This is a genomic window from Candidatus Poriferisodalis sp. (assembly GCF_965215815.1).
In the GTDB taxonomy this organism is placed as follows: Bacteria; Actinomycetota; Acidimicrobiia; order Acidimicrobiales; family Poriferisodalaceae; genus Poriferisodalis.
In genome coordinates this window covers 735,683-748,988 of record NZ_CBDCEO010000012.1, presented here as the reverse complement: position 1 = coordinate 748,988, position 13,306 = coordinate 735,683, and the positions used below count along the sequence as shown (strand labels likewise).

The 13,306-nt window shown below is 66.0% G+C and carries 9 protein-coding genes; 8 read left to right on the top strand and 1 reads right to left on the bottom strand.

The annotated features are described in order from the left end of the window. From tatC to ACOOHB_RS05235, 6 genes are read left to right on the top strand one after another with little or no spacing between them, the layout of a single operon-like run. Window positions 1-807: a twin-arginine translocase subunit TatC gene (gene tatC / locus ACOOHB_RS05260; protein ID WP_420443757.1), complete on the top strand. Its 807-nt coding sequence runs from the start codon at window positions 1-3 to the stop codon at window positions 805-807. Next, a complete protein-coding gene (locus ACOOHB_RS05255; protein ID WP_420443756.1) occupies window positions 804-3,236 on the top strand; it encodes a DEAD/DEAH box helicase in 2,433 nt (810 codons plus the stop codon). The genes tatC and ACOOHB_RS05255 overlap by 4 nt, the downstream gene beginning before the upstream one ends. Then, window positions 3,233-3,862, top strand: a complete 630-nt coding sequence (locus tag ACOOHB_RS05250; RefSeq protein ID WP_420443755.1) for a hypothetical protein — start codon at window positions 3,233-3,235, stop codon at window positions 3,860-3,862. The genes ACOOHB_RS05255 and ACOOHB_RS05250 overlap by 4 nt, the downstream gene beginning before the upstream one ends. Before the next feature lie 49 nt (window positions 3,863-3,911). Continuing rightward, window positions 3,912-5,582 carry an FAD-dependent thymidylate synthase gene (locus tag ACOOHB_RS05245; protein ID WP_420443754.1) on the top strand — a complete coding sequence of 557 codons (1,671 nt, stop codon included), beginning with the start codon at window positions 3,912-3,914 and terminating at the stop codon, window positions 5,580-5,582. Window positions 5,583-5,627: 45 nt separating this feature from the next. Continuing rightward, window positions 5,628-6,125, top strand: coding sequence for a GNAT family N-acetyltransferase (locus ACOOHB_RS05240; RefSeq protein WP_420443753.1), 498 nt, complete (start codon window positions 5,628-5,630; stop codon window positions 6,123-6,125). After that, the gene (locus ACOOHB_RS05235) at window positions 6,125-6,529 is read left to right on the top strand and encodes an NUDIX hydrolase (protein ID WP_420443752.1); all 405 of its coding nucleotides are present in this window, start codon (window positions 6,125-6,127) and stop codon (window positions 6,527-6,529) included. The genes ACOOHB_RS05240 and ACOOHB_RS05235 overlap by 1 nt, the downstream gene beginning before the upstream one ends. Here ACOOHB_RS05235 and ACOOHB_RS05230 read toward each other — a convergent pair. Beyond that, window positions 6,482-8,245: a hypothetical protein gene (locus ACOOHB_RS05230; protein ID WP_420443751.1), complete on the bottom strand. Its 1,764-nt coding sequence runs from the start codon at window positions 8,243-8,245 to the stop codon at window positions 6,482-6,484. The genes ACOOHB_RS05235 and ACOOHB_RS05230 overlap by 48 nt on opposite strands. A 367-nt stretch (window positions 8,246-8,612) precedes the next feature. Between ACOOHB_RS05230 and ACOOHB_RS05225 the strand changes: the two genes are divergently transcribed. Next, a complete protein-coding gene (locus ACOOHB_RS05225; protein ID WP_420443750.1) occupies window positions 8,613-11,060 on the top strand; it encodes a DNA gyrase/topoisomerase IV subunit A in 2,448 nt (815 codons plus the stop codon). A gap of 65 nt (window positions 11,061-11,125) precedes the next feature. Further along, window positions 11,126-13,216 (top strand): DNA gyrase/topoisomerase IV subunit B, encoded by a 2,091-nt coding sequence (locus ACOOHB_RS05220; RefSeq protein WP_420443749.1) that lies wholly within the window; start codon window positions 11,126-11,128, stop codon window positions 13,214-13,216. Window positions 13,217-13,306: the final 90 nt, after the last annotated feature.

Sequence of the window (13,306 nt, the reverse complement as noted above, 5' to 3'; positions counted from 1 at the left end):
ATGGGTTTCTGGGATCACGTCGCGGAGCTGCGCAACCGGCTCATCTGGGGCGTCGTGGCTGTCGGTGGGGGCATGGTGGTGGGGCTCTTCGTCTACGACTGGCTGCTTACCGAGATCTTCCTGCCGCCGTACTGCAATGTGCTGGAGGCTCAGGAGATCGATCGTCCCTGCAGCTTGGTGATCACGACACCGCTGGAGGGCTTTCGCACCCGCATCAAGGTCTCGGCATATCTCGGTGTGGTGTTGGCCATGCCGGTGCTGCTGTGGCACCTGTGGCGGTTCATCACGCCCGCACTTGATCGCCGGGAGAAGCGCTGGGCGGTGCCGTTCGTGATAGCGGGATTCCTGCTCTTTTCGGTGGGTGCCTTGCTGGCGTACTTCACCTTCGAGCGGGCGCTGGACTTCCTGATCTCCGTCAGCGGTGACTCCGTTGACCCGTTGCTCGGACCTGGCTCGTACCTCGGCTTGGTGACCTTCATGATGCTGGCCTTCGGCATCGGTTTCGAGTTCCCGATCGTGCTGATATTTCTCCAGATGGCCGGCATGGTGACGCCGCGGCAGCTGAACCGGGCCCGCCGCTATGCCATCGTCGGCATCGTGGCCGGCGCGGCGATCATCACGCCGTCTGGCGACCCTGTGTCACTCGCTGCACTGTCTGTGCCCCTGTACGTGTTCTACGAGCTGTCGATCCTGGTTGGCCTTCTGATCTTGCGCCGCCGCGGCGGGTCTGCGGGGTGGCGATTCGGTCGCCGTCGAGCCCAGGAATCCCAGACACCCGCAGCCGGCGTGACGGACTCCTCCCCGTGAGCGCAACGGACGGTCAAGCGGATCCAGCGGCGCGATGTCCCGAAGCCACCCAGCCAGAGCCGCCGCTTGTCGACCTGTTGACGGCGCGGGGAATCTCGCCGGACGGCTTTCAGGTCGAGGCATTCGAAGCGCTCGACCGGGGCAACTCGGTGCTGGTGGCCGCACCGACGTCGTCGGGCAAGACGCTGGTCGCCGAGTACGCGATCGCAGCGACCCTGCAATCGGGAAAGCGTGCGGCCTACACGACGCCGACCAAGGCCCTGTCGAACCAGAAGCTGCGCGAGCTGCGCTCATGGTTGGGATCGGAGCGTGTCGGGCTGCTCACTGGTGACAACGTGGTCCGCCCCGAGGCCGACGTGGTCGTGATGACCACCGAGGTGCTCCGCAACATGATCTACGCCGACTCGCCGCACGTCGCCCAATTTGGCGTAGCGGTGCTCGACGAAGTGCACTACTTGCAGGATCCGTACCGGGGGGCTGTCTGGGAGGAGGTCATCATCAGCACTCCTGCACATATGCGCTTGGTGTGCCTGTCGGCCACGGTCAGCAACGCGCACGAGCTGGCGTCGTGGATCGGGGCGACTGCCGGCCGGTGCGAGGCGGTGGTGTGCACGCAGCGGCCCGTGCCCCTCGAAGACCGCTACTTGCTTTTCGAGCGGCACAGTCGGCGTCTCGTGGACTTGCCCACCCTGCGGGACGGTCAGCCCAATCCCGAGATCGAACGGTTGCTGGAGCGAGCCCGTTCCCGTTCGGGAGGCCACCGTCGCCCTCGTGCGACAGGTGTGCGTCCGGCGAGACCACGACGCACCGAGATCGTGGAACACCTTGCTTCCACCGCAAGGCTGCCCGCAATCATCTTTGTGTTCTCCCGCCAAGGTTGCGACGATGCGGCCCGGATGCTCGCAGCAGAGGGAGCGGCCTTCTTGGATGCCTCCGAGCAGTACCGGGTACGCCAGATCGCTGCAGCCCACACCGCCTCCTTGGAACCAGGTGACCTCGACGCACTCGGCTACGACGAGTGGCTTGAGGGTCTGACCGCAGGCGTCGCAGCCCACCACGCAGGTCTTGTGCCGGCGTTCAAGGAGGCAATCGAAGACTGTTTCGCCGCCGGGCTGCTGGCGGTGGTCTTCGCGACCGAGACGCTGGCGGTCGGCGTGAACATGCCAGCCCGATCCGTGGTGGTCGAGCAGCTCAGCCGCTTCCGTGGGGAGGGCTTCGCCTCATTGACGCCGGGCGAGTACACCCAGCTCACCGGCCGTGCAGGTCGCCGCGGGATCGACGAAGTCGGCTACGCCTACACGCTGTGGCACCCGCACGCGACGTTCGGCGACACAGCTCGCCTGGCAGCGAGCAACGACTTCGAACTTGAGTCTTCGTTCCGGCCGACGTACAACATGGTTGCCAACCTCATCGCCAAGCGAACGCGCGACGAGGCAGTAGAGATGCTGCAGCGGTCGTTTGCCCAATGGCGGGCGGATCGGCGGGTCGGCGAATGGACCGCTGCGCTCGAAGTCGAGCGCCGGGAACTGCGTGAAGCCCGTGCACGACTGCGGTCGATGGGCGGCGGCCGCGATCGCCCACAGGCACGCGCCCCGCAGCGCGGAGGGTCCAAAGGCGGGCATCGTCATCGACGCGGCAAACCCACTGACCGGCGCCTGGACCGAGCGCTTGTCGACGCAGAGCGGCAAGCCGAACGAATCGGAGCGCGGGTCAGCCGCTTGAAGGACCGGATCAAGCTCGCCAAGGGGGGTCTGGCCCGGCAGCTCGATGCCATCAACGAGATATTGAACATCTTCGGCTGCGCGGACGGCTGGTCGCTCACCCCGGCGGGCGAATGCTTGAAGTCCGTCTTCCATGAATCGGATTTGCTGACCGTGCTGTGTCTGCGTGAGGGCGTGTTCGACGGTGTGGCACCGGCTCGCCTAGCCGGCCTGGTCTCGGTGCTGACTTACGAGCACCGAAGCCGGCTGCCGCCGCCTGCCCCCCGGTATCCGGACAAAGATTGTCGGGATCGGGCGGCGCACATCATTGAGCTGGCGGCACAGATCAATCACGCCGAACGTCAGCACAACGTGGTGGCCTCTCGCCCACCTGAGGCCTCGTTCTTCGCAACAGCACATGCTTGGGCGGCCGGAGCGACATACATCGAGCTGTGGCAGGGCGATCTCTCCGGTGGCGACGCACCTGCTGGAGGCGACTTCGTTCGCCAGATGCGGCAACTGATCGACTTGGTGGACAGAATCGCAGACGTTGCTTCGAACGGGGCCACGCGGCGCACAGCGGCTGACGCACGCTCGGCGCTCGACCGCGGGGTGGTCGCAGCAGCGGCGCGGGTCTCCGACGAACCCGTGGGCACGCCAGCTGCGGTGGGATCGGGGGAGGGTTTCGTCTCAGCACCTGCGGTGATCCGTACTCGCAGGCTCCCATGACGATTCAGCGCAACCAGCCGTGGGGAACGGCCGCAATGCTGCCCGAGGGGGCACCGATCGCTGGCAGCAACGCAGAGTTGCGCAGGTTGATTGCCTGCCAGCGCGCAGCGAATCTCCCACCGTCGCCGATCGGCGTGATCGGCGGTGACCTGTGGCGGGTGGTGGGCGCACCAGCGGGCGGAGCGGAGCGCCTGCGTTCTCAGTTCGCCCGGACTGCACCGATCGATCTCATCGAGGTGGCTGCCGATGAGGTGGTCCACTGGGCGTGCGCTCACGCCGTAGCGCGCAAGTCGTGGTGGCACGGACCCGCCATGGCGGCAATGAGCGTCGAGCTTGCGGGAAAGTATCGCCTCGCGCCCGCTGCCCATCCCAACGACGGGCGACTGCACGTGCTCACCACGGGAATCGATCAGCCGGCGCTGGGCATGGCACAACGAGTGCTGGCACGGCGACTCCTGCCATCGGGAGCCCACCTGCCGCATCCGGCCATCACCATGCGACGTCTGGTGACTACGGAATTCCGGTTCGACCGGCCGTTGTGGCTGTGGCTCGACGGTGAGCGAGTGGGCAGATGCTGCGAGTTGACCGTCTCGATCCAGCCTGACGCTGCGGTGATCGTGTTCTGATCCGCGGGCATCGGTCCTGCGCGCCATACCATCTCACACCAGTGCATCCATGCGACCGGACCTGCTGGTGATCCACTACACCGCCGAGACCTTCACTCGGGAGGAGCAGGACGTCTTGCGGCGCTATGTCACCAACCTGCGCCAACCGGTCTTCGCGCTCGTCAACCTTCCCGAAGTGGTGAAGGGGGCGCTGTTCGCGCGCTACTCGAGGACGCACAAGACCCTGCGACGGCTCCTCCTCGATGAATTCGTCGACGATCTCGACATCTCCGGCGATGAAACCATCGACGCCACCGTCGGCGTCGCTCGAGCCGAACAGCTCTACCAGCGCGTGTTCGTGGAATACGGCGACGATTCGGTGGCCCAACTCGGAGCCGTGCATCTTGCGTGCGAGCAGGCTTCCAACCTGCTCACCAAGGTTCTCGAACGAGGACGGCTGATGTCGTACCTCGAGCAATCCACTCGCTATCTCGCCTACGACGAGCGCGTCCAAGGTCGGTACCGGTATCACCGGCCACCGGGCGTCATGACATCGTCCGCCGGGACCCGTTTCATCGGCGACGTCGACCGCATGTTCGACGCCTACGGCGACATGGTCCGCCGGATGACCGCATGGCTGACCGACCATCACGATCCTGTGCCCAGCGTCGCAGGTGCGGGCGGCACCATGTCATCTGTCGCCGCCAAGGGCGGTGACCTGGCACGCCGCCGGGCCATCCGCGCGCAGGCCTTCGACGCGGCCCGCGGGCTGCTGCCCGCAGCCAGCTTGTCCAATGTCGGCATCTTCGGAAGCGGGCAGGCCTACGAGGCGCTGCTGCTGCGGATGAGGGCCCATCCGTTGCCCGAGGCTCGCAGCTACGCCCAGCTGATGCTGACGGAGCTTCGCAAGGTCATCCCGTCTTTCCTGCGCCGTGTCGACCAGACCGACCGGGGGATCGTGTGGTCGGACTACCTGGAAACCAATCGCATCGCGATGGACGAGTTCGCCGCCGAGCTGTTCGCCGATGAGACGCCCGAGCCGGTGCCCGAGGTTGTCCTGACCGATTGGGACCCTGCGGGTGAAGACAAGATGCTCGCGGCGATGCTGTTCCCCTACACCGACCTGCCCGAGTCACAGATCACCGCCCGAGTGAAGAAGATGACCGAGGCCCAGCGCCTGGAACTGGTGCAGCGCTACGTCGGTGAGCGCGCAAATCGCCGCCACCGGCCCAGCCGAGCGCTCGAGCGAATCGACTACCGGTTCGACGTGCTCGGCGACTACGGCAGTTTCCGTGACCTGCAGCGGCATCGCCTGCTGACGATCGAATGGCAGCCGCTCGGACCTCGTCACGGATACGCCGTGCCCAGCCTCGTCGATGCTGCCGGCGGGGGAGAGGCCTACGACGAGGTCATGGAGCTGTCGACGGAGCTGTACAACGCACTCGTCGAAGCAGCAGGACCGCTGGAGGCTTCCTACGCAGTCGCCATGGCATACCGGGTGCGCTACAGCATGCAGTTCAACGCGCGCGAGGCGATGCACTTGATCGAGTTGCGATCCCAGCCGCAGGGGCACACCGACTACCGACGCATCGTGACCGAGATGTACCGCCAGATCTCCGAAGTGGCAGGCCATCGCGCCGTCGCCGCGATGTTGTCGCATGTGGATCTGTCTGAAGGTGCGCTTGGGCGTCTCGGCGCCGAAGAGGCCACTGTGCGCCGCCGCTCTGCAGAACTCGCCTGATGGACCCCGCCACATGAGCCCGGCAGCCCACATGAGCCCGGCAGCATGGACATAGCAGCCCGCCTCGCCGTTCGGGAAGATCTCGAAGCGCTCGCTGGTCTTGCCGCGGATGCCGTTGCCGAGCAAGTCGATGCACGTGGCGGCTGGGTCTGGTCGCGCCGGGAAGTGCGTCCTCGCCCGTTCGAGATGAGTCTTGAGGCCGCCTTGAGCGACCCGGATCAGCAACTCTGGATTGGCACGATCGACGACACTGCGGTTGGCTATGCCACCGCCGCCATAGAAGTGCTGCAAACCGGTGAGCTCCTCGGTCGGGTACTTGACTTGTACGTGACTCCGGGTGCGCGAGAGGTCGCAGTCGGCGAGGCACTGATTTCAGAAGTTCTCGGCTGGTGCGGCGAACACAGTTGCGTCGGCATCGATGCGTTGGCGTTGCCGGGAAACCGAGCCACAAAGAACTTTTTCGAGACCTTCGGGTTCACCGCCCGTCTTCTCGTGTTGCACCGAAAACTGGAAGGTGAACCGCCCGCGAAAGCGGGGGAGTGATGGGCCCAAGACCAGAGATCTGCGTCGGGGGCATCGCAGTACGGGGCCGCTCGGTGCTGCTCGTGGAGCGAGCCCGGCCGCCCGCAGTTGGGATGTGGGCGTTTCCCGGGGGCCGTGTCGAGCCTGGGGAGCGCCTTCGCACTGCCGTGGAACGAGAGCTGGCGGAAGAAACGGGGCTGACGGTGGAGTGCGGTGACCTTGTCGGTGTCACTGAGCACGTCAGCGCGACGAATCACTTCGTGATCTTGGACTACGCCGTTCGCTGCGAACCTGACGCGATGCCGATTGCCGGCGATGACGCCGCAGATGCGCGTTTCGTCAGCTTTGACGAGATCAGCCACGGCTTGATCCCGCTCTCAGGCGGGATGCGCGACTTCCTCGACCGCCACGTCATCAGGGGTTGAGCCGTCGTCCGACCCCTCCGGCGGGGTGTCACCCAACTCTGGTGAAGCGTCGTCGATCGACGTTTCGGCAGTGTCGGTCTCGGGCGCAGGATCGGCAGCTGGCTCGGCCTCCGGCTCAGCGGCGTCCAAGTCGGCCTTGGGCTGGTCGGCAGCGTCGGGAGTCTCCTCAGCAGACGTCTCTGTTGCGTCCGCCTCGTTCGCAGGTTCGGCGGCGTCGGTTGCTGCTCGTTCGGCGTGCTCTGGGTCGGCTTCGGGTTGGTCGGCTTCGGATTGGTCGGCTTCGGGTTGGTCTGCATCGGGTTGGTCGGCTTCGGGTTGGTCTGCATCGGCCTTCTTGGACCGAGCGGCGACTGCTTGCTTCTTGGACCGAGCGGCGACTGCCTGTTTCTTGGAGCCGCGGCGTGGCCGGCCACCCCGACGAGCAGCCGTGGGGTCGATCCCGAGCGCCGTGGCGACTTCGGGCAGCCGGTCTGCGACTTTGCGCACGACTTCGAGAAGCTCGGCTTCGGGTTCGTCGGGAATGTTCGGGAGCACGACGTAGGGCCGAACAGGTGAGTAAGCAACTGCCTCGAGGACCACGGCGATCCGGTGCTGCGAGGCCCCAGAGCCGAGCGCGGCGTTGGCCTGGGCCGTGAGCTCCTGTGCGATCTCGGGCGGCAAGGGTGCACCGGCCTTAGGCGGACGAGAGCTCAGCCGCAGTGCACGCACAACGCGGCCTTCGGTCAGCGTCAAGCGCAGGTCGTCATGCCATTCACGCTGACCGCGCTCGAGCCGATCGTTGAGGCCATCTCGAATTCGATCTGCTAGTTCACGAGCCTCGGCGTCTCGGGCGAAATCCTCCGCGGCGACGAGGACAGAGCGAAGATCTCGCAGGTCGAGCTTCTCGATCTGGCTGATTGCCGCGTCAGCGCGGTCGCGCCACTCTGCAATCTGCAGCGGGCCGACGAGGGATTCTGCCAAAGAGATCAATCCTTCGGCCGGGACTTCTGGATTTCCTTCAGCCGCAGCTCTTTGATTCTGCGCATCGATCTCGGTTCGTACAGCCGCGAGCCCTCCCCGAGACACTTGTTCGGCTACGACCTGCTGTTCGACAGCCAGGGAGGCAATGAGCGCGTCTCGATGCTTGCGGCCCGGTCGCAGTTTGCGGGCTTTTGGACGAGGCGGGCGATCAGGGGTTTCGGGCTTCGGTGCGGAGCGCTCGGATCTCTTGGCGCGACCTGCGGTCCGAGCCACTCGATCCGCTCGTTTGTCGCCGTCACGCTGGCGGCGTTGCTTTGACGCGTTGCCGCGTTTCGTGGTGGCTCCCTCGGGAGCGCCGTCACCATCCGAGCGCTCGCCGCGCGGCTTACGCCGTGAGCGAGGTCCGCGATCGCCGTCACGTCGACCGGTTCGCTCCCCATCGCGTTTGCGGCCGTCTCGGCGTGCGCCAACGCCCGATGTCGTGACCGAGCCGCGTCCCCTCTCGGGCGGTCCGAGCAACTCGATCCGCTCGGATTCCGGCTTGCCGCTTCGGGTCTTGGCCGGCAGCACCGCGGTGACGATGATCCCGTCGATCTCGAAGTCGGCATCGACCCGGACGACATCGCCTGCAGCAATGCCCGCCGGCACCAGATCGCCGTCGAGGGTTCCTTTGGGCTGCTTGGCTCCCGCAGCGCGCCATGTCCACGAACCGTCGTCGCGCCGACTCGTCAGTTCGACCTCGATGCGTCGGCTCATCGTCGCTCCGCACGTCGGGCAGCCTGCGCTGCGCGCAGCGGGGGCACCGGCTGTGGTGGTGGCACGGCCAGCGTGCCGGCGACGCAGCGTTGCGTGGGGGCAGCGAATCCCGCCGCAGGCCTCACCGACACGTGCCGGAGGGTAGTCCTTGCTGGCCCGCCAACGGCAATGAGACCCAGGGGCGGGCCTCGACTGAGCCGATCCTGCGTAATTGACTCAGCGCGGACTCACAGGGGTCGTACCCTCGGAAGTGCCGGCCGATATGGCCCTCTGACGAATCAGATCGCCTCGGCCGCGATGTCGCGCGCTCGCCGCGCGGGAACACCCAGATCGCTGCAAGGCCAGCCACAGAAAGGAATCGGTGCTGATGGCCGGTCCGACTGCTCCAACGTCAATCGCCCGCGAGATCCACGACGTGGATGTCGCTGATGAGATGCGCGACTCATTCATGCCCTATGCGCTCTCGGTCACCACCGCCCGGGCGATTCCGGACGTCCGCGACGGTCTCAAGCCGGTGCAGCGCCGGATCCTGTACGTCATGGACGACCTGGGCTTGCGCCCCGGCACGCCGTTTCGCAAGTCCGCCGGCGTGGTGGGGGAGGTGATGGGCAAGTACCACCCTCACGGCGACGGCGCCATCTACGAGGCAATGGTCCGCATGGGCCAGGCCTTCGCGATTTCCGCCCCACTGGTGGACCCCAAAGGGAATTTCGGCAGCCTCGACGACCCGCCTGCTGCGTACCGCTATACCGAGGCCCGCCTGAGCGCCGTGGCAATGACGATGGTGGCCGGCATCGATGAAGACACGGTCGACCTCGTGTCGAACTTTGACGGCGAGCGCACCGAACCATCATGCTTGCCGGCGCTGCTGCCGAATCTGCTCGTGAACGGCGCCAGCGGCATCGCCGTGGGTATGGCCACCAACATGGCGCCGCACAACTTGGCCGAAGTGGCGTCGGCGATCAAGCTGGTCCTGCGCCAACGCCGGCCCAAGCCCACAACTGCAGAGCTGATGAGCCTGGTTCGGGGACCGGACTTCCCGTCGGGCGGCACCGTCATCGTCGACGACGGTCTCGCCGAGGCGTATGAGTCGGGCCGAGGCACGATCCGGATCCGGGCAAAGGCCCACATCGAGCCGATCACGGCTCGGCGCGACGGCATCGTGGTGACCGAGCTGCCCTACATGGTGGGTCCCGAGCGTGTGCAGGCCAAGGTCCGGGAATTGGCCGCAGGCGGCCGGATTGAGGGCGTTGCAGCGGTGATCGACCTCTCTGACCGCAATCACGGGCTTCGCCTCGTCATCGAGTGCAAGCCTGGCGTCAACGCCCAGGGTGTGCTCTCGCAGCTGTGGGCGCTGACGCCGCTCGAGGACACCTTCGGCATCAACAACGTTGCGCTGGTGAATGGCGTGCCTCGCCAGCTCGGTCTCGGGGCGCTGTGCGAGCACTACATCGAGCACCGTCTCGATGTGATCGTCCGCCGGACGCAGCACCGGCTGGACCGGGCACTCGAACGCGAGCACATCGTGGCTGGTCTGCTCATCGCGCTCGACAACATCGACACGGTCATCGCCATTATCCGCTCCGCTTCCGATGTCGCTGCAGCACGGTCTGAGTTGATGGCCCGTCTCGACCTGACAGAGATCCAGGCCAATCACATCCTCGACATGCAGTTGCGGCGGCTGACCGCGCTCGAGACCCAGCGCCTGCGGGACGAATTGGGGGAGTTGCGCGACGCCATCGCCGGGTACCGCAGGATTCTCGAATCGGACGCGCGACGCCGAACCATCCTCGAACGCGAGCTCGACGAGCTGGTGGAGGAGTTCGCGGTCCCGCGTCGCACAGAGATCCGGCACCGTGACGACCTCGTTGAGCTCGCCCCGCCACCGCCGCACACAGATGTCGGCGGCGCGTTCGAATTCGACGGAGAGCGCGAAACTGCCGAACGAACCAGCCTGATCACGCTTTCGACATCGGGTCTGCTGGGGCGCCGCCACTCCGAGGACCCCCTCAACGCCAAGCCCGGCCGCCATGACGTCTTGGTGGCCACTGCGACGGCATCGGATCTCGATGCGGTGCACCTCATCACCGACCGTGGTCGTGTGCTTCGCACAGAGGTGCGAGCGGTGCCTGAGATGCTGCGCGGCAGCAGGGGAGCGCCCGTTCGCGAGATGTTCTCCTTGGCGCGTGGCGAGCAACCCGTCGCACTGTTCGGCGACGTCAGCGGACCGATCGCGATCATCACCCGAGGGGGAATCGCCAAACGCCTCGATGCCGCTGTACTCGGCTCGATTCGCAGTGGAAACACGGTGATCTCGCTGAACGAAGGCGACCGCGTCGTGGCTGGCTTCGGGGCACCGGACGGAGGGGAAGTCGCGATGGTCGCCTCGACGGGCCATGTGCTTCGATTCGCCGCAGATTCGGTGACCGTGAGAGGGCCGAACGCTGCCGGGGTGACGGGAATGAAGCTGCGGCCGGGGGCCACGGTGCTCGCGGCTGGGCCGATTGCCTTCGGCACGCTGGTGGCCAAGGTGACCGATGAAGGGGGACTGAAAGTCACTGAGATGTCCGACATCCCGTCCCGCGGCCGGGGCACTTCAGGCTCACCGACGGTTCGGTTGTCGGGATTCGAGACACAAGTGACCTATGCGTGGGTGGGGGTGAACCGGCAAGTTGCGGCGATCACGGCACCCCAGGGCGACATCTCCGCGCCTGATCCGACGCCTGCGCGACCGCAATTGGACTCGACCCGGCGCAACGGTGGAGCCCGAGGAGCGCAGACCCGGATCGTGGCGCTGGGGGAGTACCGATTCTGATGGCCGTGGCCCCCACACCGGTTGGCACGGACTCCCGCGCAGCGACGAAAGGAACGCCCCGCACGATGGCAGACGAAGCTGATCGCGATGCCAGGTCCGAGCCCCGGGCGCGCACTGCCGATTCGAGTGCCGCTGCTGTCTACGACGCCAGCTCCATCGAAGTGCTTGAAGGGCTCGAGGCGGTGCGCAAGCGGCCTGGGATGTACATCGGCAGCACCGGCTCGTCAGGTCTGACGCACCTGTTGTGGGAGATCATCGACAACGCCGTCGACGAGGCGGCTGCCGGCCACGGTCGCAGCATCGACATCACGCTGTACGACGATGGCTCCTATGAGGTCGTCGACCGGGGCCGGGGGATCCCCGTCGACATCAAGCACGACAACATCACCGCCCTCGAGGTGGTGTTCACCGAGTTGCACGCCGGCGGGAAGTTCGGCAATGGGGCGTACGGGTCTTCGGGAGGTCTGCACGGTGTCGGAGCATCGGTCGTGAACGCCCTGTCGGGCGAGCTCGTTGTGGACGTGAACCGCAGGGGCGCCACGCATCGCCTGGAATTCAAGGATCGGATCGCCGGACATACCGACAGCGCCGGCCGTTTCCGCGCCGGGCACAAGCTCAAGCGGATCGGACGAGTGTCAGCTGGACGCACGGGTACTCGCGTGCGCTACTGGCCCGACAGGGGAATCTTCGACCCGTCGGCGACCGTCGATTTCGACGAGGTGCGGGAACGCATCGAACAGGTGTGCTTCCTGGTGCCCAAGGTCAAGATCACCCTGGCCGACCGTCGGGCGGATCCGCCGGTCGTCGAGCAGATTGTCTCCGGGGGCGGTTTGGCCGACTTCGTCGACAAGCTGTGCGGCGATGACGAGCCGGTGACCGGGCTCATCCGCCTGACCGGCTCGGAGGAGTTCACCGAGCGGGTTCCCGTGGACGGCAAGCTCACCGACGTCACTCGCCAGTGCGATGTCGAGGTGGCAATGCGCTGGACGCAGGCCTACGACAGCCGCATTGTCGGGTTCGTGAACACGATCCCGACACCCGAGGGCGGCACACACATCGCCGGGTTCGAACGAGCACTCACGACAGCGGTCAACTCAGCGCTGACCGAGGCCGACCCGCGCAAGCTCCGGCGCCTACGGGACGATGCCCGTGCACAACGAGAGGATGCGCAAGAGGGGCTTGTGGCCGTGGTGCGGGCCACCCTCCCCGAACCCCAGTTTCGGGGCCAGACCAAGCGTGAGCTGGGGACTCCGCAGGTGCAGCGGATCGTGGCCAATGTGGTGCGGGAAGGGTTGCGTGCGTGGTTCGACGGCAGCGCGGCGGGCTCGAAGAAGGTCCATGTGCGAGCGCTGATCGACAAATTCGCCAGTGCGGTCGTGAATCGTGTGGAGGCGCGTCGGGCGCTCGACCAGCGGCGCAAGGCGGCGTCACTGGGCAACAACGGACTCCCGGACAAGCTGGCCGACTGCCGGCTGCATCCGCAGGGCGAGTTGCTGATCGTGGAGGGCGATTCCGCCGCCGGCCCGGCAAAGCGGGCACGTGACAGCGCGTGGCAAGCGGTGCTGCCGTTGCGAGGCAAGGTCGTCAATGCCAGCAAGGGAACTCTGAAGGCGGTTCTTGACAACGCAGAGGCCACGGCGTTGTTCACGGCACTCGGTGCGGGCTCGGGTGCGGAATTTGACCTTGATGTGTGCCGCTATGAACGCCTCATCCTGCTTGCCGACGCAGATGTGGACGGAAGCCACATTCGATGCCTTGTCCTGACGCTCATCTACCACTACATGCGACCATTGCTGGCCGCTGGGAGGGTGTACGCAGCGCAACCGCCGACGCATGCGTTCAGCATCGGCACGCAGAAGAAATTCGTCTACTCAGAAGTACAGCGGGCAGCGCTTGTCGAGGAGCTTGACGCAGCAAACCGGAGGTACCGGCTCACACGGTTCAAGGGCCTCGGCGAGATGGACGACGACGAGCTCTTCGAGACGACGCTCAATCCGCAGACCAGGGTCCTTCGCAAGATCAGCCTCGGCGACGCCAAAGCGGCCCTGGCACAAGCCGAACAAGCATTCACCGTCATGATGGGCGCCGAGGTCGCACCTCGACGCGACTTCATCATCGAGCACAGCCGCAACTACGGCCAAGCACTCGACATCTGACACCAGATCAATGGGCAGCATTCCCCGAATGGAGCCGCGGGCGCAGGCTTCAGCTGCGCGCCAACGGTTGACCCCGGCGAATTGCATAGA

Coding starts and splice junctions, on each gene's coding strand:
- ACOOHB_RS05230 (WP_420443751.1), bottom strand. CDS start 8,245: ATGAGCCGACGCATCGAGGTCGAACTGACGAGTCGGCGCGACGACGGT.
- ACOOHB_RS05225 (WP_420443750.1), top strand. CDS start 8,613: ATGGCCGGTCCGACTGCTCCAACGTCAATCGCCCGCGAGATCCACGAC.
- ACOOHB_RS05240 (WP_420443753.1), top strand. CDS start 5,628: ATGGACATAGCAGCCCGCCTCGCCGTTCGGGAAGATCTCGAAGCGCTC.
- ACOOHB_RS05245 (WP_420443754.1), top strand. CDS start 3,912: ATGCGACCGGACCTGCTGGTGATCCACTACACCGCCGAGACCTTCACT.
- ACOOHB_RS05235 (WP_420443752.1), top strand. CDS start 6,125: ATGGGCCCAAGACCAGAGATCTGCGTCGGGGGCATCGCAGTACGGGGC.
- ACOOHB_RS05220 (WP_420443749.1), top strand. CDS start 11,126: ATGGCAGACGAAGCTGATCGCGATGCCAGGTCCGAGCCCCGGGCGCGC.
- tatC (WP_420443757.1), top strand. CDS start 1: ATGGGTTTCTGGGATCACGTCGCGGAGCTGCGCAACCGGCTCATCTGG.
- ACOOHB_RS05250 (WP_420443755.1), top strand. CDS start 3,233: ATGACGATTCAGCGCAACCAGCCGTGGGGAACGGCCGCAATGCTGCCC.